The organism is Methanosarcina sp. MSH10X1 (assembly GCF_004099695.1).
Taxonomy (GTDB): domain Archaea; phylum Halobacteriota; class Methanosarcinia; order Methanosarcinales; family Methanosarcinaceae; genus Methanosarcina.
Window position 1 is genome coordinate 175,439 of the sequence record NZ_SCHL01000002.1, and the last position, 20,266, is coordinate 195,704.

The window sequence follows — 20,266 nt, forward strand, 5'->3', positions numbered from 1 at the left end:
TGATCCTGCGTTTTCGTCTCAGATCCGATTTTTGATGTTTTTAAAATCGAAATCAGAAATCGAGTATAATCACATTGATATCCGGATTCTTGCCGTGGACAAGGGCTTTAAACTTTTCGGGTTCTCCTTTCGTAATTCCTGGCTTTCCGTAATGCATCGGAATCACGTCCTTTGGAGAAATGGCTAAAGCCGCTCTTGCAGCCTCCTCTTCATCCATTGTGTACGTCCCTCCTATAGGCAAAAGGGCTACATCAGCCCTGATATTTTTCATCTCAGGGAAGAAATCGCAATCTCCTGCATGATATATCCTGATTCCCCCAAGTTCCACTATATATCCCACTCCGGATCCGCGGGGATGATAAGGTTTATCTATATTATAAGCCGGAACTACCTCAATCCGGGTTCCTTTGATTTCAAGCCCATCGGCCAGCACATCCCCCTCGGCAATCCGTCTCGCGTCCCCTTTAAACTGAAGGGATAAGCTCTCAGGGATGAGTGTGGTTGAGTCTGACCTCCTGACCTTTCGGATATCATCAGGGCTGCAGTGGTCAGAGTGTTCATGGGTAATTAATAGAATATCAGCTTTATCGTCAAAAGCCGGCTCTTCCCTGAGATCATAGGGGTCGATATATATTTTTTTGCCGCCCCCTTCTAGTATAAAACCAGCGTGTCCCAGCCATCGGATAGTAACGCTTCCAATCTTAACACTATTCATCTAATACACCTGCGGATTCCATAATTGAGCCTGTGAAAAAACCTTATAGAAAGCTTATTTTTAGATTATATTATAGAAAGATTATTTTTAGATTATATTATAGAAAGATTGTTTTGCGATTATATTAATAGTATCCGACATTATTGACTCTATCTTTAAAGAGAGAAATACCTTTCAGAAGGCTAAGTAAACTCCGGGCTTAAGCATTATATAGACTCTTACTTTAAGCCATCATCAAGCAAACTCAGGGTTAATAGTATTCCTGGAAACATTGCTGGATTAAATACGAAATTATTGCGAGATTATAGAAAATTAGAATTCTTTATGTATAGGCTGGCTACCTCTCCTTTTTGACAAAACTCGGCTCAAGCACCCTGTTATAAATCATTTTCTGCATATAACACACAATCGGGAGTTTGATCACCACTGCTTCCCTTTTGTTTCCCGCACGATGGACTCCTATTGATACTTTTCCATCGGCAATCATGAAGAATTCTTCATCGTATCTGATCCCCTCAATTACAATATTATTCAGGAAATCCGTAAACTCTTTTGTAGTCTCCCTGAATTCAAAAGGAAGTGACCTGAACCTGTCCAGCTCATTAACAATAAGAATCAAACTGCAGGTTTTTTCCAGGTTTTTTAATTCGGGTTCGAACTCTTTCAAGAACTCAGGATTGGACGAGAAAACAATGAGTTCTTCCTTTACACCTGACAGGATTTCACGTATCCTGTTCTTTATTCCCCAATCACTCTGGATGCACCAAACTGAAGAAGTCTTCGGAAGCTCATAACTCAGTTCGTTGAGCTGGTCAAGACTTTCAATTGCGCAGTTAATGAATTCGTCTTTTATCTTCCCGATCACCTGTTTTGGATCGACTGCCCGGAAATAAGTCGGAGATCCCTGTCTTACTTCAAGATAGCCTTTTTTAGCAAGCACTTTAAGAATCTCATAGATTTTGGCTCTCGGCACATTTGTAAGCTCATGAATTTCCCTAGCTGTAGCTTCTCTCAAACTTACAAGCCCGACGTAGGTTCTGGCTTCGTTTTCAGTTAACCCTAGCTTCTCAAGATTACGAATTAACTGGGGATTAATTTGTGAAAACATCTGTTACCCCTAATGTAACAATAAACTTAAATGTTTTCTGTCTATATACGTCAACAGATCCAAATCACTAAAAATTTGCCGCACAATAGAATAATAATAAAAATGTTTATTAGAATGTATGCTAATAGATCTTGAATAATGACCACTCAACCTGAAAATAAAGAAGTTGGAGCTGTCTCAAGGTTCTTAATTTGCACTTCATATTAAAAATTATGAGGGGAATCTACTATTAAAGATATTTTTGAAAAACTGGGATTTTTTGTCCAGAATAATCGTTTTTCCGTACTCCTGATAGCTTTCCTATTCATAATAATCTCAATGCAGGGAGCACAGCTCATTGAGATGAAAGCAGGAACGGAAACCTTTGTCGGGAAAGATTCTCCTCTCTACCAGGATTACGATCACCTTTATCAGAATATTTTTCAGACACAATCTATTGTGGTAATGGTAGAGGGGAATGAGGTAAAAAACGCTGATCTGATGAAAGCCGTAGATAGGTTGGAGCATCAGCTACAGGCAACGGATGGGGTGATTGAGACTACAAGCCCTGCCTCTCTTATCAAACAGGTTAATTACCAGATGACAGGAAGGCACGCGCTTCCCGAAACCGATGAAGAAATAAAAGCCATTGTAGATGGAAACCCTGCTATTTTCGGCCAGATCATCCCTGACAACACTCATATGCTGATTTCGGTAGCTATGGCCGGTTCAGCCAGTGATAAAACACAGCAAGATATTGTTACTGCAACTGAAGGTGCAGTAACATTCTCGGATTTCCCACCGTCTTACAATATTATCGTTACAGGTGACCCGGCATTCCAAATTTCTATGAACAATGAGATGAATTCCAGCATGGGTATACTTTTAGGGCTTTCAGCTGTTTTCATGGTTATTGTCCTGCTCATAGTGTTCAGGCATGTCCGCTGGTCTCTCCTCCCTCTCCCGGTAGTTCTCCTGGGAATTGTCTATACCTTCGGAGCTATGGGTTATATAGGAATCCCAATGTCTATGGTTTCCATGTCTGCGTTTCCAATCCTGATAGGAGTGGGAATTGACTATGCCATTCAGTTCCACAACAGGCTCGAAGAAGAACTCCAGGAAAAAGGAAACAAATCCAGAGCAGTTATAGAAACCATAAAACACACCGGTCCTGCAGTCATCATAGCTCTGTCAATGACAGCCCTCGGATTTTTCTCACTGTTCACATCTACTGTGCCAATGATCCAGGACTTTGGGAAACTGCTCATGATAGGTATTGTAATGTGTTACTTCTCTTCCATCTTCGTAGGCGTTGTAACGATCTCTTTATTTGATAAATACTCGGAGAAAAATCCCCTGAGGAAGGTAGCAGGTAAAATAAAACCCGCAAATCCGGAAAAGAAGAAAAAATCCGGAAGTGAAACTGGAAGCAACCGTCTAATAGGGAGAATTCTTCAGAAATCTACAGATCTGACTATCAAATATGACGTTCTGGTACTGGGAACAGCGTGCTTACTCTGCTTTGGCGGCCTCTATCTTGATCAATCCGTACCTATTCAGACTGACGTGCAAACCTTCGTACCTCAGGATATGCCTACCCTGGTTGATCTCAAGCATATGGGAGATATCATGGGCGGAAGCGATGAGTTAAACCTGATCATCAAAGTCGAGGATACGGCGAACCCGGATGTTCTGAAATGGATAGACAGGTTTTCCGAACATGAGGTAGCTTCCAATGGGCATATTTACAGTGCTACGAGCATAGTACCGTTCGTAAAGGAAAAAAATGGAGGCGTAATTCCCGATACAAGTCAGGAGATAAAAGATATCTATTCTCAGATCCCCGAGGTACAGAAGAATCGCTACATGTACGGGAAAAACATGCTTCTCCTGAACTTTAATATAGGAAATGCGGTTGCGGACATCAAGCTAACAGGGATTGAAGAGCTTATAAACATTGTAAAGCAGGACATGCAGTGGATGCCAGCCCCGCCTGGAACAACAGTTACGATTACCGGAAACTCGGTCGTGTTCACGGAGGTAATCACTGCGCTTACCAGCGGAAGAGTGGCAATGACATTCTTTGGCCTTATCCTTGTGCTTGTTGGGCTTCTTGTCGTTTACCGGGACTGGGTGAAAGCACTGGTTCCTGTAATCCCAATGATTATAGTGATCGGCTGGTCAGGCGGAGTAATGAACTATCTTAACATCGACTATACTCCCCTGACAGCAACCCTGGGAGCTTTGATTCTGGGGGTTGGGTCCGAATATGCAATCCTCATGATGGAACGTTATTTTGAAGAAAAGGAAAAAGGAGAGAGTCCTCTGGAAGCAATCCGGATGACAAGTTCCAAAATAGGAAGTGCAATCATTGCTTCAGGGGCTACAACGGTATTCGGATTTATGGCGTTGCTGGCTTCTCCTTTCCCTATGATTTCAGACTTCGGTATGGTTACGGTTATCGATGTCGTGCTGGCTCTCCTGGCAACGTTTGTAGTCTTCCCGCCGCTTATGGTTATCCTTGATACCTGGCGGGATAAAAGAAAAGGATTCAGGACAGCAGAAAAAGATATCGAGACACAAAAACAAGTTCAGGGGGCCGAGATATGAGACGAGTGCCCATAAAATTAAGGCAAAAAATGATTAGAAAAATTGCTATACTTGCGTTAATCCTGTCAATCTTATCAGTGACTGCATTTCCAGCCCTCGGAAACGATGACGACGAAACGAATTACCTCATTCCGGAGCATGGATACACCGTAGACTACTACAGGGGTTACGGGGAGCCAGTTATCCGGGCTTCGATCACAGGAAATCCCGAACTAAGCAGGGGGGAAACTGCAGACCTGCAGATAAAGATCGCTAATGGCGGAGTGGTAGAAGGTTTCAAGAGACTTAATGTAAACCAGAACAGAATTCCGGATTCAGCCGAGGAGGCGCTTGCAGGGGCTGAGATGGAAGAAGAAAAAGACTGTACAACAGCAAGAGATATTGAAGCCACCCTCATTTCTGAAACGGAATATATAGAGGTCGAACCGACAGCCAGTCTCCAGAGCGTAGAAGAACTTGAAACAGGCTCTACGGCTAACCTTCGTTACACAATAAAAATTGATAGTGATATACCTGCTGGAAGCTATGAGCTTCTCCTACCTGTTAACTATCAATATCAGGCAAATGTCCGGACTGCAACTGCGGATGTGATAAACCTGGGTCTGACGGACACCCGGTATGCAAGAGAGTATAAAACTAAAATCGAAACTCTCAGAGTGGCTATCTCTATAGAAAATGAACCGAAATTAGAAGTAACCAGAGTCTCCGGAAATCTGGTTCAGGGAGAAAGTAAAGCCATTGAAGTTACTTATAAAAACACCAGAGAGGGCGTAGCAAGAGATGCCTTAGCCCGTATAATTGTCATGAGCCCGCTCAGCACCGAGAAACCTATAGTGAGGCTCGGGGATATAGCACCCGGGGAGGAAAGAACTGCAAGATTTGAGATCCTTGCAGACCAGGAAGCCCTTGTGAAGAATTATGGCATTAACAGTGAAATAAAGTATGTTGATGAAGGTGGAGAGAGTTCCTTCTCAGAAAATATGAAAGTGAACATTCCCCTTGAGGCTGCAGAAAAGAAATTTAGCATAACGGGTGTAGCAATTATACTGATTTTCCTTATCGCCCTTTACCAGATCGTAAATGTACACCGGAAAAGAAACAAGAATAATGAGAATGCATCAGGTGATGAAAATGAATAAAAATGGATGTTTTGTTGCTGTCACAACCCTTCTAATCCTTTGTTGGGCAACCTTCCCGGCACAGGCAGCTTTACCCGAAAATTTTGATATTAGCGAGAATTATTACAACGTATACGGAGGGCCTGACCTTAATGCAACACTCGTCGGAGATAATGAATTTTCGAGAGGAGATACTGTAACCCTTAATATAGAGATGATGAACAAGGGCGAGATTACGGGCTTTGAAGTTGAGAATGAAGTGGACATGGGGGATTATCTGGATGAAATGCTCCAGCAATCCGAAATGCAGTATGAAGCCCAGGCTACGACAGCAGTAGGCATCCTTGCAGCCCTCAAATCCGAAGATCCGAATATTAAAGTCAAGTCCGAAGCCCAGCAAGCAGGTACTCTCAAGCAGGGGAAACAGAGCTCAAGCCCCACAAAATTTACAATTGAGATTAATAAAAATGCTTCTGCAGGTACCTATCCTTTAACCCTTCAGCTTTCGTACCAGTACCAGAACAATGTTCAGGTTGGAGGAGATGAGTTTGACAGTACTACAGGCGTTGTAACTAACAAGGAAGTAGGCATCTGGTATGAAAACAAGACTCAGATAGAGACTATAGAGATAAAAGTCAAAGAAGAACCTTACTTTGAAGTCGCAAACGTAACAGGTGACCTTTACCCCGGTGAAGGCGGAACGCTCCGCGTTACGTACAAAAATAGCGGCGAAGAACCGGCAAAAGATGCGACTGTCAGGGTTAGTGCAGCCGATCCCTTCAGCACAACTGACGACCAGGCTTATCTTGGTACCCTGGATGCAGGGGAAAGCGCTGTTGCTCTTTTCGATATGGACGTAGACGAGATTGCAACCCCAAAGCTTTATTCCCTAAACAGTGAAATTCTCTATGAGGATGCTGACGGGCATGACCAGATCTCAGACAGTATCAAAATCAATACTGAAGTTCTGCCTGCCAGAGAGAGCCTTCCGGGATACCAGATGGGAACAGGTGTTGCATTTATGGCCCTTGCCGCATTTTTCATCCTGCTAAGGAAGAGAAGCCAGGATTAAAAAAAGTAAAGAAAAAGAATTCTATAAATAGACAAAAAGTTCTGGCAAATAAAATGCCAGTTTGAACGCCAGCCGCTAAAGAGCTGAAAGGGTTTGAACCAGAGCAAATGTGAGGAAATTTCCAGGTAGCCTTTTAAAAAGGCTCAACCCTTTATTTTAGAAAATATACTTATCCGGCTTCATAATTTTTATTTTTACCCGATTTGCAAAGCAGTCACCTGATAGCCCCGGAAATCAAATCCGTGTCAGTGTAATTGAATTATTTTTCTGCCATACCGGTACTTTGTGCTTAAAGAAAATGGAGAACAACATATGAGAGGAGAATTATATCGAAATATAGTGATTGCAACCGATGGGTCCAGAAATACCCGAAAGGCAATTTCTTACGGTATTGAGCTTGCAAAACTTAGCGGAGCTACTGTCTATGCCCTTTATGTGGTTAATACCCCGTCTACGATTTCTGAGAGCTGGACTATTGGTAAGGAAACAATATATAATATTATGAGAGACGATGGAGAGAAAGCAGTATCCGAAGTTAAGAAAATTGGAGAAACTTCAGGGGTAAAGGTAAAAGAGGTTGTTTTAGACGGTTGCCCTGGTAGTGAGATTATCAATTTTGCTGAAAATAATAATGCTGACCTGATAGTAATGGGTACACTTGGAGAAACCGGACTCGAAAAATTTCTAATTGGAAGCGTTGCAGAAAAAGTAGTAAGAGGCTCAAAAGTCCCTGTTCTGGTCGTCCGGGGAGGAAGCAAATCCGAAACTTCCTGTTAAATCGGGATTATACTTTTCAGTCGGAATTATCCGGCTCTTCGGAACCTGCTTCGGTTTGCTCTTTTCCACTGACCTGTTTTGCAACCATTACCTCAGTGGATTTAATGACCGCGTAAACCCTGTCTCCGGGTTTTATATCCAGTTTTTCTACAGCTTCTTCGGTGACTACAGAGGTTATAATTGAGGGCTCCATCTCAATTGTAATTTTGCAAACAAGCCCGCTTTTTTCTACTTCAAGCACTTTTCCGGGCAGCTGGTTTCTGGCTGACAACTTAAGACTAACATTTTCCCAGGCGGTTTTGTCTCCTATGGTTTCATTAATGAGTTGTTTACCAGTCTCATATTCAGCCAGCAGTTTTCTTCCAAGGTCGGTAAGGAAGGTGCCCTGATCTTTTCCGCCGCGTACTGTGATGACAGCGGGTTCTCCGAGGGCTTCGTTCATTTTTTTAAGCATGGTCCAGGCATGTTTATATGAGATTCCGAGCTTCTTGCAGGCTTTCCGAAGCGAGCGTTCTTCTTCTATTGTTCTCAGTAATTCAGCTCTTCCAGCACCCATAACGGTTTTTCCTTCTTCAGTAAACCAGAGCTTTGTTTTTGCTTTCACAGATTTTCACCTTTTACCGGAGCACATGGACAGAACTTGCCTTGAACTGGACATAGACCGGAACCCCGGGGTGGATATCCATTTCTTCTGCCGATTGCCGGGTTATGAGGGCATTAAGGAGGACCCCGCAGTCAATCTTCACTCGAACGAGAGCTCCCAGCATCCAGACCTCTGTAACCCTGCCCTGTAGAGAGTTTCTGATGCTGGATTGTGCGGAAGTTTTACTTAAAACTATGTTCTCAGGTCTCAGGAAGGCATGTACCTCACTTCCTGCTTCAATGTCCCCTGAAGCGTCGATAGTTATCTTTCCGGCTTCGATCCTCAGAAGTCCACGGTCCGCGGAGATTACCCTGCCACTAAGCATATTCTCAAACCCTACAAAACTGGCTACCCGGCTGTCAACCGGTTTTTCGAAGATTTCCTCCGGAGTCCCTACCTGCATAAGTTTTCCATCCATTATTATTGCAATCCTGTCAGCCATTATCCGGGCTTCTGTCTGGTCGTGGGTAATATGCATCACAGTTAGCTTTTTATTTTTATGGATATTCGAGAGTAGCTCCCTGGCACTTTCCTGTGTCCTGGGATCGAGTGCACTTAGAGGCTCGTCCAGGAGTAAAATTTTCGGATCAGTCACAAGGGCTCTCGCAAGGGATACTCTCTGCTGTTCCCCTCCAGAAAGTTTGAGAGGATGGCGTTCGAGTAAATGGGTAATTCTCAGGTCTTTGGCAATTTCACGGAGCTTTTCCGGTGACTTTATTTTTTTCATCCTCATGCCAAACTCGATATTTTTTTTCACGCTCATGTGAGGAAAAAGCGAATAGTCCTGGTAAACAAAAGCAAGGTCATGTTTTTCCGGCGGCAGGTTTGTTACATCTTTCCCGTCTATCAGGATTTTCCCGGAGTCAGGAGAGTGAAAACCTGCTATTAGCTCCAGAAGTAGAGTTTTTCCGGCTCCTGTCGGTCCGAGGATTACAAAATATTCCCCTGACTCGATTTTAAGGCTCAGTTTATCCAGAGCAAAGGTTTTCCACTTTCTGGAGAGGGATTCAATCTCTATCATATATACTCCAGCCTGCGGAAAGGACCCTTATTATTATGAATATGGAAAGCGTGACCAGTATAAGCAACACGGCTATGGGTCTCGATGCAGACAGCCCATAGGAAAGAAAACGGTCATAGATAAGAGTTGGTCCTATCATAGGATAATAAGCAATCAGCACAACAGCTCCGAATTCACTTATTGCCCTTGCCCAGGTCATGACTGACCCTATTAGAATATGCCTTGCCGAAAGAGGTAGGGTTATAAAGAGAAAGGCTTTCCAGAGAGGAGCGCCAAGGGAGCGAGCTGCATTTTCAAGCCTGGGGTCAACGCTTTTGAAGCCTTCCCGGGCTGAATTTGCCAGATACGGGAGAGACACGAAGAGCATTGCAAGCACAATTCCGGGCAGGGCGTCACTGAACCGGATGTAGCCTTCGAGAGGTCCGCCTATAAGCCCTCTGGACCCGAAGACCGTAAGAAGGGCTATTCCTGCAACTGTATGCGGTACTACTACAGGCACGTCAATAATACTCTCGACCAGCCTTTTTCCGGGAAAATCGAATCTTGCAAGAATGTAACCTGCAGGTACTCCTAGGAAAAGGGCAAGAAGGGTCGCCAGGAAGCCTGCATAAAGTGAAAGAAAAATAGAACTGACCACAGCCCGATTTTCCGCAGCTTCGATAAGGCCCTGCAGATCGTCAAAAATCTGCCCGAAGATCATGTTTGAAAGTGTTAAGAAGATGAAAAGAAACAGAACAAGCAGTAAAAAGGAAAAAATGAAAATTAGAGGTTCAAATTTACTGGATTTCGTGATAAAAATTTTCATTTTTATACCTTTTTACATTCGTTTTAGCTTTTAAAGTATTTTCTGATTTTCAGTTCTGGGTTTCGCTTTACTTTAACTTCTCTTCTTGTTTTTATATTTCCCTTTATCTTACCTATCCTTATTCCAAAAGCGACAGTAACTCTTCAGGCATTTTATCTTTTCCTTCGGCAATTGCAGGGACGATTGGCGGCTGGCCGTTCTCTATGAATATCTGCTGGCCTGGCTCTTCGAGGAGTAGTTTTACAAACTCAGCAGCAAGTTCCGGATTTTCAGCATTCTTAGGAATGGTTACACCATAAACAATCGGAGATCCTGTAACTACTTCTCCGTTTACCATTTGAACCTGGACCTTTGAGTAATTGTCAGCATAGTCGAGTGAACTCAGGTCAATCTCAGGTGGAAGTTCAACATATCTGAATCCATGCTGTTCGGCAACGCTCCGGTAGATGTAGAGGTAATCTATTTCCCCGGTCTCAAGGGCAGAAGAAAGTTCTACTTCCATGCTTCTGAGCATGATTTTATCTGGATTCGGCGCAATTTCCTCGGATGCAGGAACCTGCACAAGGGCTGTCCCGTTTTCCTGAGTAGTAAAAGTTATGCCTGTGTTATTCAGGATAAGGTCGTCATAGATCTGGCTGTCGTTATAATACGATTCGGCTAAAACAGTTACCATCTGTGACCTGTAGCCTGCAGGATCGTCATTAGGATTGGAGAACCCAAAGCGAACATCGGGGCGCCTGAGAATATCATACCAGTTGTTTCCATTGATTTCCTTACCATACTTACTTTCATTTGTATAAGCAAGGATCATCTGATTTCTTGCAAAAGCCGCAGACCAGTCTGCATATTCAGGCGTCATCATTGACGGAATCAGGGCATAATCTGCAGATGCGAGCACATCGGCGTTTTTACCGAGCTCAGTGATCTTTCTTATACTCTGTGCACTACCTGCGGCTTCCCTCTGAACATCGACGCCTGGGTGCTGGGCTTCGAATTCGGCTTCAAGCTCCTCAAATGGTATACTCAGGCTTCCGGCATGAAAAACCGTCAGAGTTTCCCCTTCACCTGCAGCAGCGTTTCCTGATGCGTTTTCCATAGAATCCGTACTCTCATTCTCACCCTGATCGCCAACGCAACCGAGGCCCGCAAACATAACCAGTATCAAGAGAACCGATATCAATTTGAAAATTCCGGGTTTAATTTCCATAGATATGTTTTCTTAGACATAACAAATATAAACCTTTCCTGAACTGTAAAACCTGTGATAAGTTTCTTAGGTTCTTATTTTCCAAATTATGGGGTTTGGAGAGCGTTAAATCCAAATATTTACCTTCCAAAAGATGTAAGTTAAAAATAGTTTGAATCCAAGTAAACTTGCGTGGAATAAAGGAAAGAAACCCATCCAGCAGCAAAGATATTAATAAATGATCGGATCAAAGTAAAATTTATTTACTCATATATTAATACAATGAGAATATATTAAAGGTAATATTTAAGAGAAGTCATAATATTTCAGAAACTTCCGATAAAACAGATATATCCGCGTACATTAGTTAATTGTTTTGAAGGTATCTTTATGGACGGTTATAGTATTTTCCTGATATTGCTTGCGGTCTATATAGCCGGACTTGTGGCTATTGGCTGGTATTTTAATAAAAAACAGAAATCTGTTACTGACTTCTGGCTTGCGGGAAGGAGAATAGGACCCTCTGCCCTGGGATTTTCAGCTGCAGCTTCCTGGCTGACCGCAGGTGGGATTCTTGCAGTCATCGGATATTTTATGCTTCAGGGAATGGGATCTATATGGGCTTTTGTGGCTCCGAATATTATTGCCCTTCTTGCAATCGCAGTACTTGTGAAAAAGATTAAAAATCTGCCCGCAATTACACAGCCCGAACTTCTGGAGCAGCGATACGGCAGTATGGTCAGATGGCCGATTGCCCTGATTATCACGGTTGTAATGATTCTTTTTGCAGTTGCCGATGTTACGGGACTTTCCCTGGTATTGCAGATATTTTACGGGCTTGATCCGCTCTATGCCGCAGCCATTGTTGCAATCGCAGTTTCGCTTTATGTGACACTCGGAGGTTTGTCTGCGGTTGTCTGGACGGATGTCATCCAGTTTAGCTTCCTCTCTCTTTTTACGATAGGAATAGCTTTTGCGGCACTAGGGGCCGTGGCAGACGGAGGACTACAGGCGCCTGCAATAAGCAGTTCCGAACTTTTCGGAAGCGTATCCGAAACCTGGTGGAATCCTTTTTCGATAGGTCTTCCAATGGTTCTAATCTTTATCCTGGCTATTATTCCTGGCTGGGTTATTGAGCAGGACCCCTGGCAGAAAGTCTGGGCCGCGCGGGATTCAAAATCTGCAAGTCTTGGAATGATTATAGGATCCATTATGATTACTGTAGTTTTCGCGGCATGTGCTGTGATTGCAATAGCTCTCAGTCACTTATTCCCTGAGATCGCGGGAATGGGTTTTCCTGCGGGCATGGCCTTTGCTGAACCTGCACTCCTGAGTTTTGTCAATGAGCGTTTCGCTTCTGCTCCACTAATTATAGCCATAAGTGCAATCGGGCTTGCAGCAGCTTCAATGTCCTGCGCAGATACCTTTGCCACCTCAGGCGCGTCCTGCATCTCGCGGGATATTTATCAGAGGTATATAAAGCCGGAAGCTACTATGCGGGAAATGATGATTGTAAACAGGATCAGTGTGCTAATAATCATACTTGCGGCGACAGCAGGTTCATTTGTGATCCCTAACATTATAGATGCCATTCATATAGCGACTTTCATTGCAAGTGCCTCCTACTTCTTCCCGCTGATGGGAGGTCTTTACTGGAAACGAGCCACTAAAGAAGGAGCTTTTGCAGGCATGGTAGTGGGATTCACGGTTCAGGTGGCTCTTGTGGCTCTCGACCTTATAAATACCCCGCCTCTTTCGCCCTACTATCTTGAAACTATTCACCCTGCGTTCATGAGCCACGGGGTTATTGTGGGAATGACATTAAGCGCGGTTGCTTTCTTTGGAGTATCTTTGATGACGAAACCTTCAAGCAGAGTCAACCTTGCACCTTTCTTCGAGGAGGAAGCTGAAGAGCTTGCCCGCTACGAAGCAAGGGAAATTAATGAGAAAGATCATGTGTACACCTCTTTCCTGAAAAATGTTGATGAAAAAATCACAGGAGAGCGTACTCATCTCCAGCTCAATCTTCGGGCTTCCGGAAACCTTAGCTGGCATGAACTGGTAGAGAAGCTTAAATCAAGTTCTCCTGCCTGGGTTACGCCTACAGGGCTTGATTCCGTTTACAGGCTGACTCATGGAGATATGCTCGCCTGTGTAGCAGTTTCCAGGGGAAGCGGAGAAAAGGATATCTGGCTCAAAGCCGAGCCCAGGCTCGAAACCGTCGATAGGCAAAGAAAAGAGCTTTTCACAGCTTACGAGGAGTTGAAAAAGGCACTTGGTCAGAAAGGCGTGAGCCTGGACTTCTATTAAAAAACTGGGGTTCAAATCGAACCTTATTTACATTTTTTACATTCTGCTTTTTTAAAGTCTAAAAGTGCTTTCAAGGGTCTTTTTCCCGAAGTGGAGATCCTCCAGTGAGAATACCTCAAAATTATAGACGCCCCTGTATCCTGAGAGCAATTTAAGGACCGAAAAGTCCGTACAGCCTTTTCCGGGAGCCATATGTTCGTCTCCATCGTAATTTTCGGTCCACCGTCCACTGTTATCGTGCAGGTGTATATGGATAATATGTTCTTTCAGGGTCCGGACAAATTTCTCTAGTTTTTCAGGATTACCTCCGCAGGTAAGGTTTGCATGCCCTATGTCAAAGGTGGCTTTCAGGTATTCGGAATTCACAGCTTCTATGGTCCGGGAAAGCTCCTCTGCCTTACAGCAGAAATTCGACGGGTCCGTACCTTCCTTATTCTCAAGGCCCAGGGTAACTCCGTAATCCTTAGCTATGATAGCAAGCCTGCTCAGATTTCTTACCATAGAGGAAAAAGATTTCTCCCGATTAGCTCCAATCCTGCCCGGGTGCAGTACTACAACACGGGCTCCGGTCCGGTTTGCAAGTGCAATTGATTCCTCCAGCAGGGTAAAATCCCTTTCGCCCATCCGTGCTGTATCTATCTGGAGTTCTGAAGGGTATTTTGAGTTCCCTGCAGAGTAAGGAGCATGGACTGTCACTGCAAAATTATAGGCCGAGATCTCATTAAGCACCCGGTCAAGCTTTTCCGTTTCAAGTGTTGAACCTTTGTATATCCCGAGCTTGGGAATATACAATTCTATTGACTCAACATATCCCTTTAAGTATTCAGGGGCACCGGCAAAGGATGAAGCTCCTAAAATCACGCATTAAGCAAGGAAACTAAATATAAAAATCCTTTTCTGTATTCCTATAGGAATTGAATTTACAAAACATAATGAAAAAATTATTGTAATTTAAGTTAAATTAGAGAATCTGGAGAATTCCTTCTTTAAAAGTTCTATCCTGATAATTTTCATACCAATAGTAACACAAAAACAGCCAACATATTTATATATAAATATATGTTATCGGCGTCATAGTGTAAAAATTTTTATAAATAGGTATTAAAAAAGGTATATAGTTTTCTATAATATTTATATTTTTATTTCAACCCTGCACAGTATTAAATAAATTACATCCTATCTTACTGAGTACATATCTAATCTATTCCACGAATAAACGAGGAAGTTAATAATAGGTACAATTTATAAAAATTATTTATATAAAAACCACATAGGGAGAACTCATTAATATAAAAATCATAAATATTTTTTTAACAATAGCCAAAAAAATTCATTAGTTAGAATCGGAATCTTTATATTATATTGGAAGAAGTAAAATTTTTTTATTTATATAAATATATACGTTTGTTTATTTTAACCAGGCCAAGCTGTCTTATAAAATTGTTTGTATATTTTATAATCTTATAATAATATTTTAAAAGCCTACATATTTCGAAAGGTTTATGAATGATCCTCTCTAATCAAAAATTTAACGCGCGTCATAATCATATTTCTTTATAATGATATGGCAGACGATTTTAAAAAAATGTACAGCGTTTTTTGAATCCGGCTTATTACATGTAATAACATAAAGGAGGAAAATGAATGGAACCACTCATAGGCATGGGAGTGCTGGCACTTATTGGCGTAGCTGCAACCATTGCAGGTGCCTCAGAAGACCTAGAATCCGATGTCGGATCTCAGAGTAATCCAAACTCACAGGTCCAGTTAGCTCCCCAAATGATGTTTCCGCACAGAATCTTTAACAAAGCGGTATCAGGAGAACCACCGTCAAACGCATTAATGTGTTCGATCGGTGCAGCCGTTGCAACAGTATTAATAAGTGAAATGAATTCGTCTCCACTCTTTGCACTGGTACTTGGCTCCCTTATTGCAGCAGCTGTACACGGGACTTTTTCCGTAACTGCTACAATGGGCAGATGTGCCAGCCAGAGTCGGTTCAAGCAGCCGATTTATCTGGATATGATAAGGAGTCACGTCCCCGTAATTATGGGATACGCGTTCATAACGACCTTCTGTGTTCTCATAGTGTCGTACTTGATGACCGTTGTGCTCGGACACCCCTTCCCGCTAACCATGCTGGCTTTTATCTGGGGTATCACCGTGGGTGCAATAGGATCGTCCACAGGCGACGTTCACTATGGTGCAGAGCGTGAGTTCCAGCAGTTTGAATTCGGCTCAGGGCTGAACGCTTCAAACTCAGGAAATATTGTAAGGTACGCCGAATCCGGTCTCAGGAACGGGTATGATAACTCCTGGTTCTGTGCCAAGTTTGGAGGTCCTGTCACAGGGCTTGCTTTTGGTATGACCGTATTCCTGGGAAGCTGGATAACCACTATTTTTGATCCTGCAAAAGGCCTGACAATGGGATGGCTTTCTGTTGTTGCAGGTGTTGTTATTGTCCTTATTTTAATCATCTGGAACTGGAAGATGGAAGTTGCAGCCCGTAAAGCATTTGGTCCTTACAAAGAAGATAAGGCTGAGGAGGCTTCAGCATGATTGACGCTCTCTTAGCAAACATCCTATGGATGGCTTTTATCGTAATAGGCGGCGTTCTGATTTCCTGGAGTGTCCACTTTGTGCCTGTAGGCGGTGCACCTGCAGCTATGGCTCAGGCAACAGGTATCGGTACCGGTACAGTGCAGCTGGCAGCAGGCGCAGGTCTTACAGGGCTTGTCAGTGCCGGGTTTATGATGAACGTAACAGATAACCTTCCACTGATTCTTGCCTCAGGAGCAGTGGGTGCAATGATTATGCTCGCTGTAACCATGATTGTCGGTACCTGGGTCTATGTTTATGGTGTAGGTGTTGTGCCTTCCTCCGCAAAAGTGAAGGTTGACCCCATAACAAGATACAGGCAGGACCTTTATGTATCCCAGGGTACTGAAGGGCACGGACTTCCGACTGTCAGTTTCGTGAGTGGAGTTATTGGAGGAGCTCTCGGTGGAATCGGAGGAGCTCTTGTTTATTACTCACTCATTGAAGTAGGTATGAATGCAGGACTGGAACGCGTTGGAATTACCAATGCAGTCACAGGAAATCCGCTTGTAGCAGTTGCAGCAATATTTGCAATAGGAATCTTCTTCGTGAACGCCGTAATTCCATCCTACAACATAGGAGGTACAATTGAAGGGTTCCATGACCCTAAATTTAAGAAATGGCCAAAAGCGGTAATTTCCTCCTTTGTAGCAACAATACTGTGTGCTATCGTGGCAGTTGTTGCGATCGCAGAGCTCGGAGGTATTTAAAATGTCTGTAGGCGGAGCAGGAGAAGCCAAAGGCGGATATCCTGCACAAACAATAATGGCTTTAGGTATAGTCGGCGGTCTCGTTGGAATTTACCTTGGTCACTTCATGCCTCCAGCATATTCCTTCTTCGGAGGCATCGGAGCAATCTGTGCAACAGTCTGGGGTGCTGATGCGGTCCGGCGTGTTGCAAGCTATGGACTTGGTACTGGTGTCCCATCAATCGGTATGCTGGCCCTTGGTATGGGTATTTTAGCAGCCCTCTTCGGACTTTCCGTAGGAGGTATTGCAGGACCCATAGTTGCTTTCGTTGTAGCAGCAATTATAGGTGGCGTTATCGGTGCCCTTGCAAACAGGGTAATCGGTATGGGTATCCCTATTATGGAACAGGCAATGGTAGAAATCGCAGGTGCAGGTACGCTTGTAATTCTCGGTCTGAGTGTCGTCATTGCCGGGTCATTCGATTATGCTGCAGTTATTGAAAATGTGATCGCAAACGGATACATTGCACTGATCTTTATAATAGGCGGTATGGGAATCCTTCACCCCTTTAATGCCAGCCTGGGCCCTGATGAGAAACAGGACAGAACCCTGACTCTTGCTGTTGAAAAGGCAGCCATTGCATTAATCATTGCAGGTTTTGCATCCTCACTTCATGAAGGACTGATGACGGCTGGTATAAATATTCTTGTAGGACTCGTCATCTGGTATCTTGCCTTTGCCAAGCACTATGCGCTGATTAAGAGAGATGCATATGCAGTGGTTGGAACCGGTATGCTGCCAACTGCGGAGGAATTGCAATGAGCATGATTCGAATAGCTCCTGAGTTAAACTTAGTCCTGGATCCGGATACGGCGACTGTGGCTGAAGAGAGGAAGGATTCGATTCAGTATTCCATGGAACCAGTCTTTGAAAGGGTGGACAAACTGGATGAAATTGCAGAAGACCTGTTGAATTCACTCTCGCCCAGCAAGCCGCTCCTTAATACTTGGCCAGGCCGTGAAAATACGTCCTATCTGGCAGGTATTTACGCAAACTCCTTCTATGGAGTTGTTATAGGTCTTGCTTTCAGCGGACTGGTAGCCCTCATCGTATACATAACAAGACTGATGGAAGGGGTGGTGTAAAATGGCAAATAAGAGAGAACCAGCCCCAGGATGGCCTATCCTGAAAGGAGAATATGAAGTAGGCGACGTCAAGAACTGTGTACTGGTAATTACCTGCGGATCGCACCTTCCTGGAAAGCCTGTTCTCGATGCAGGCGCAGCCGTCACTGGATCATGCAAAACCGAAAACCTGGGTATTGAGAAGGTTGTTGCCCACATTATCTCAAACCCTAACATCAGATACCTGCTTGTGACAGGTTCTGAGGTTAAAGGGCACATTACCGGGCAGTCAATGATGAGCCTGCACGCGAACGGCGTAAAAGAGAACAGGATTGCAGGCGCACTTGGCGCAATTCCTTATGTAGAGAACCTGAATGCAGCCGCAGTTGCCCGTTTCCAGGAACAGGTTCAGGTCGTCAATCTGCTCGATACTGAAGATATGGGTGCAATCACCTCCAAGGTGAGAGAACTCGCCTCAAAAGACCCGGGTGCGTTTGATGCAGACCCGCTGGTTGTAGAGATCAGCGAAGAAGGCGGAGAAGAAGAGGAAGGTGGCGTTGTCAGACCAGTCTCCGGAGAAATCGCAGTTCTCCGCAGCAGGTTGAAGGCAATTGAAGCCCGCATGCTTGATATAGGAAACTTGAACAAGTTCCACTCAGGAGTTCACGCAGGAAAGATTGAAGGCGCCATGATAGGGTTGACAGTGACCATATCCCTGCTTGGATTATTACTGCTAGGGAGGTAATGAAAATGGCAGAAGAATATGATAAAGGCGTCCCAATGGTGCTCGCCCCTCAGATGGGTGCAATTGACGCTACTGTTGAGAGCATTCGATATAGAGCACAGTTGATTGCGAGGAACCAGAAGCTTGATTCCGGGGTAATGTCCACCGGAATAATCGGCTTTGCAGCAGGTTTCCTCTTTTCATTGCTGATGGTCGTCGTACTCCCACTAGCTGTCGGCCTATAAACTTGAGAGGTGAATAATATGGACGGAAAAGCACCAGCAGCGTTTGTAGAGTCAGGCGAGTTCAACGAAGTAATGAAAAAGCTCGATACGATCGATGAAAAGATCGAGTTTGTCAACAGTGAAATTGCACAGAGAATCGGAAAGAAGGTAGGAAGAGATATCGGAATTCTGTATGGCGGAGTCATTGGCCTGTTACTCTTCCTGATCTATGTCTCGGTATCATCAATGTTCATTTAAATGAGGGATCAAAATGTTCAAGTTTGACAAGAAACAGGAAGTTTTTGAGATCGGCGGAGTTAAGTTCGGCGGACAGCCGGGTGAATACCCAACCGTATTAGTCAGTACCATGTTCTATGCAAGGCACAAGATTGTGACTGATGAAGACAAAGGTATCTTCGATAAGGCTGCTGCAGAAACTCTCTGGAATACCCAGGTATCAATGAGCGATGCTACAGGAAATCCCTACGTAAACCAGATTGTAGGAGAAACCCCCGAATCAATCAAGCGCTACATCGACTGGTTCATTGGAATCGACGACAGGACGCCTTTCCTTATTGACTCCTCAGCAGGAGAAGTGCGTGCAGCCGCAGCCCAGTACTGTACCGAAATCGGTGTTGCAGACAGGGCAATCCACAACTCAATCAACGCAAGCATTGAGCAGGCAGAAATGGATATCCTCACAGAAAGTGACGTAACAGCTGCAATCGTTCTTGCATTCAATGCAACTGACCCAACCGTAAAAGGGAAGATGGATATCCTTGAAGTCGGTGGTTCCGGACAGACCAAGGGTATGCTTCAGGTCGCAAAGGAATGTGGAATAAAGATTCCCCTGATCGACGTTGCAGCTATGCCTCTCGGTGCAGGCGCAGGCGCAACAATCCGCACAGTTCCGACAATCAAAGGAAAACTCGGCCTGCCTGTCGGCGGTGGATATCACAACATGGCATCTGCCTGGGACTGGCTCCGGAAATTCAAGAAGACCCAGCCTGACCCGAAGGCAATCTACATGCCTACAGACATTGGTACCAACCTGGTAGCCCAGATCGCAGGTTCTGACTTCCTGCTCTACGGTCCGATCGAGAACGTCAACCAGATTTTCCCTGCTGTCGCAATGGTCGACATCATGCTCGGAGAAACTGCCAAGGAACTTGGCGTCGAGATTGCAGATCTGGCAAACCACCCTGTAACCAAACTGACATAAACGAATATAAAAAATTAAAAAGAGTCGTAAGACTCAAAAGCAGAGGAAATTTTCCTTTGCTTTTTCTTATTTTCTATTCTATTGTGGCTTTTTTGCCAGAATAAAACAGCTGCTTTTCTGATTTCTCTATGCTTATCTTCCTGACTTTTCTGTGTTTTTTATTCTTTCTATGCTTATCTTCCTGACTTTTCTGTGTTTTTTATTCTTTCTATGCTTATTTTCCTGACTTTTCTGTGTTTTTTTTCTGTTCTTTCTATCCTGTTCTGCCTTAAATCCGGCAAAATTTAGTTTCTATTCATATATCTCCTGAGTGCAATTTCACATGTAGGGAAAACAGGAT

General features: G+C 43.9%; 20 protein-coding genes. 13 read left to right on the forward strand and 7 right to left on the reverse strand.

What is annotated here, in order from left to right:
- Positions 1-52 precede the first annotated feature (52 nt).
- Both EQO05_RS02430 and EQO05_RS02435 read right to left on the reverse strand, forming a co-directional pair.
- Positions 53-715 (reverse strand): MBL fold metallo-hydrolase, encoded by a 663-nt coding sequence (locus EQO05_RS02430; RefSeq protein WP_128503418.1) that lies wholly within the window; start codon positions 713-715, stop codon positions 53-55.
- A gap of 337 nt (positions 716-1,052) precedes the next feature.
- Positions 1,053-1,823, reverse strand: coding sequence for a TrmB family transcriptional regulator (locus EQO05_RS02435; protein WP_128503420.1), 771 nt, complete (start codon positions 1,821-1,823; stop codon positions 1,053-1,055).
- A 228-nt stretch (positions 1,824-2,051) separates the two neighbouring features.
- Here EQO05_RS02435 and EQO05_RS02440 point away from each other — a divergent pair, with 228 nt between their 5' ends.
- The 4 genes from EQO05_RS02440 (at position 2,052) to EQO05_RS02455 (ending at position 7,379) form a co-directional block, all read left to right on the forward strand.
- A complete protein-coding gene (locus tag EQO05_RS02440; protein WP_128503422.1) occupies positions 2,052-4,412 on the forward strand; it encodes an RND family transporter in 2,361 nt (786 codons plus the stop codon).
- Positions 4,413-4,441: 29 nt separating this feature from the next.
- A complete protein-coding gene (locus tag EQO05_RS02445) occupies positions 4,442-5,551 on the forward strand; it encodes a hypothetical protein (RefSeq protein WP_240664293.1) in 1,110 nt (369 codons plus the stop codon).
- A complete protein-coding gene (locus tag EQO05_RS02450) occupies positions 5,544-6,602 on the forward strand; it encodes a COG1361 S-layer family protein (protein ID WP_128503425.1) in 1,059 nt (352 codons plus the stop codon). The genes EQO05_RS02445 and EQO05_RS02450 overlap by 8 nt, the downstream gene beginning before the upstream one ends.
- A 312-nt stretch (positions 6,603-6,914) precedes the next feature.
- Positions 6,915-7,379, forward strand: a complete 465-nt coding sequence (locus tag EQO05_RS02455) for a universal stress protein (protein ID WP_128503427.1) — start codon at positions 6,915-6,917, stop codon at positions 7,377-7,379.
- A 16-nt stretch (positions 7,380-7,395) separates the two neighbouring features.
- Here EQO05_RS02455 and EQO05_RS02460 read toward each other — a convergent pair whose 3' ends face one another.
- The 4 genes from EQO05_RS02460 to wtpA all read right to left on the reverse strand — a co-directional run bounded on the left by EQO05_RS02460 (position 7,396) and on the right by wtpA (position 11,055).
- Positions 7,396-7,983: a molybdenum-dependent transcriptional regulator gene (locus EQO05_RS02460; protein WP_128503428.1), complete on the reverse strand. Its 588-nt coding sequence runs from the start codon at positions 7,981-7,983 to the stop codon at positions 7,396-7,398.
- Between the two features lie 13 nt (positions 7,984-7,996).
- The gene (locus EQO05_RS02465) at positions 7,997-9,043 is read right to left on the reverse strand and encodes an ATP-binding cassette domain-containing protein (protein ID WP_128503430.1); all 1,047 of its coding nucleotides are present in this window, start codon (positions 9,041-9,043) and stop codon (positions 7,997-7,999) included.
- The gene (locus tag EQO05_RS02470) at positions 9,030-9,848 is read right to left on the reverse strand and encodes an ABC transporter permease (protein WP_128503432.1); all 819 of its coding nucleotides are present in this window, start codon (positions 9,846-9,848) and stop codon (positions 9,030-9,032) included. The genes EQO05_RS02465 and EQO05_RS02470 overlap by 14 nt, the downstream gene beginning before the upstream one ends.
- A 118-nt stretch (positions 9,849-9,966) precedes the next feature.
- Positions 9,967-11,055 carry a tungstate ABC transporter substrate-binding protein WtpA gene (gene wtpA, locus EQO05_RS02475; RefSeq protein ID WP_128503433.1) on the reverse strand — a complete coding sequence of 363 codons (1,089 nt, stop codon included), beginning with the start codon at positions 11,053-11,055 and terminating at the stop codon, positions 9,967-9,969.
- 369 nt (positions 11,056-11,424) lie between these two features.
- Between wtpA and EQO05_RS02480 the strand changes: the two genes are divergently transcribed.
- Positions 11,425-13,344: a sodium:solute symporter gene (locus tag EQO05_RS02480; protein WP_128503435.1), complete on the forward strand. Its 1,920-nt coding sequence runs from the start codon at positions 11,425-11,427 to the stop codon at positions 13,342-13,344.
- A 51-nt stretch (positions 13,345-13,395) separates the two neighbouring features.
- Here EQO05_RS02480 and EQO05_RS02485 read toward each other — a convergent pair whose 3' ends face one another.
- Positions 13,396-14,205: a sugar phosphate isomerase/epimerase family protein gene (locus EQO05_RS02485; RefSeq protein WP_128503437.1), complete on the reverse strand. Its 810-nt coding sequence runs from the start codon at positions 14,203-14,205 to the stop codon at positions 13,396-13,398.
- A 783-nt stretch (positions 14,206-14,988) separates the two neighbouring features.
- Between EQO05_RS02485 and mtrE the strand changes: the two genes are divergently transcribed.
- Genes mtrE through mtrH form a run of 8 tightly spaced genes read left to right on the forward strand, consistent with a single transcriptional unit; the run spans position 14,989 to position 19,926 of the window.
- Positions 14,989-15,903, forward strand: a complete 915-nt coding sequence (mtrE, locus tag EQO05_RS02490) for a tetrahydromethanopterin S-methyltransferase subunit E (protein ID WP_128503439.1) — start codon at positions 14,989-14,991, stop codon at positions 15,901-15,903.
- Positions 15,900-16,652 (forward strand): tetrahydromethanopterin S-methyltransferase subunit D, encoded by a 753-nt coding sequence (gene mtrD / locus EQO05_RS02495; RefSeq protein ID WP_128503441.1) that lies wholly within the window; start codon positions 15,900-15,902, stop codon positions 16,650-16,652. The genes mtrE and mtrD overlap by 4 nt, the downstream gene beginning before the upstream one ends.
- A gap of 1 nt (position 16,653) precedes the next feature.
- Entirely contained in the window at positions 16,654-17,454 is an 801-nt protein-coding gene (mtrC, locus tag EQO05_RS02500; protein WP_128503443.1) for a tetrahydromethanopterin S-methyltransferase subunit MtrC, read from the forward strand.
- Positions 17,451-17,777, forward strand: a complete 327-nt coding sequence (locus EQO05_RS02505) for a tetrahydromethanopterin S-methyltransferase subunit B (RefSeq protein WP_128503445.1) — start codon at positions 17,451-17,453, stop codon at positions 17,775-17,777. The genes mtrC and EQO05_RS02505 overlap by 4 nt, the downstream gene beginning before the upstream one ends.
- Before the next feature lies 1 nt (position 17,778).
- Positions 17,779-18,501 (forward strand): tetrahydromethanopterin S-methyltransferase subunit A, encoded by a 723-nt coding sequence (gene mtrA / locus EQO05_RS02510; RefSeq protein ID WP_128503447.1) that lies wholly within the window; start codon positions 17,779-17,781, stop codon positions 18,499-18,501.
- Positions 18,501-18,725, forward strand: coding sequence for a tetrahydromethanopterin S-methyltransferase subunit F (locus EQO05_RS02515; RefSeq protein WP_128503449.1), 225 nt, complete (start codon positions 18,501-18,503; stop codon positions 18,723-18,725). The genes mtrA and EQO05_RS02515 overlap by 1 nt, the downstream gene beginning before the upstream one ends.
- A gap of 18 nt (positions 18,726-18,743) precedes the next feature.
- Positions 18,744-18,962 (forward strand): tetrahydromethanopterin S-methyltransferase subunit MtrG, encoded by a 219-nt coding sequence (gene mtrG / locus EQO05_RS02520; RefSeq protein WP_128503451.1) that lies wholly within the window; start codon positions 18,744-18,746, stop codon positions 18,960-18,962.
- Positions 18,963-18,975: 13 nt separating this feature from the next.
- Entirely contained in the window at positions 18,976-19,926 is a 951-nt protein-coding gene (mtrH, locus tag EQO05_RS02525) for a tetrahydromethanopterin S-methyltransferase subunit H (RefSeq protein ID WP_128503453.1), read from the forward strand.
- Positions 19,927-20,266 lie beyond the last annotated feature (340 nt).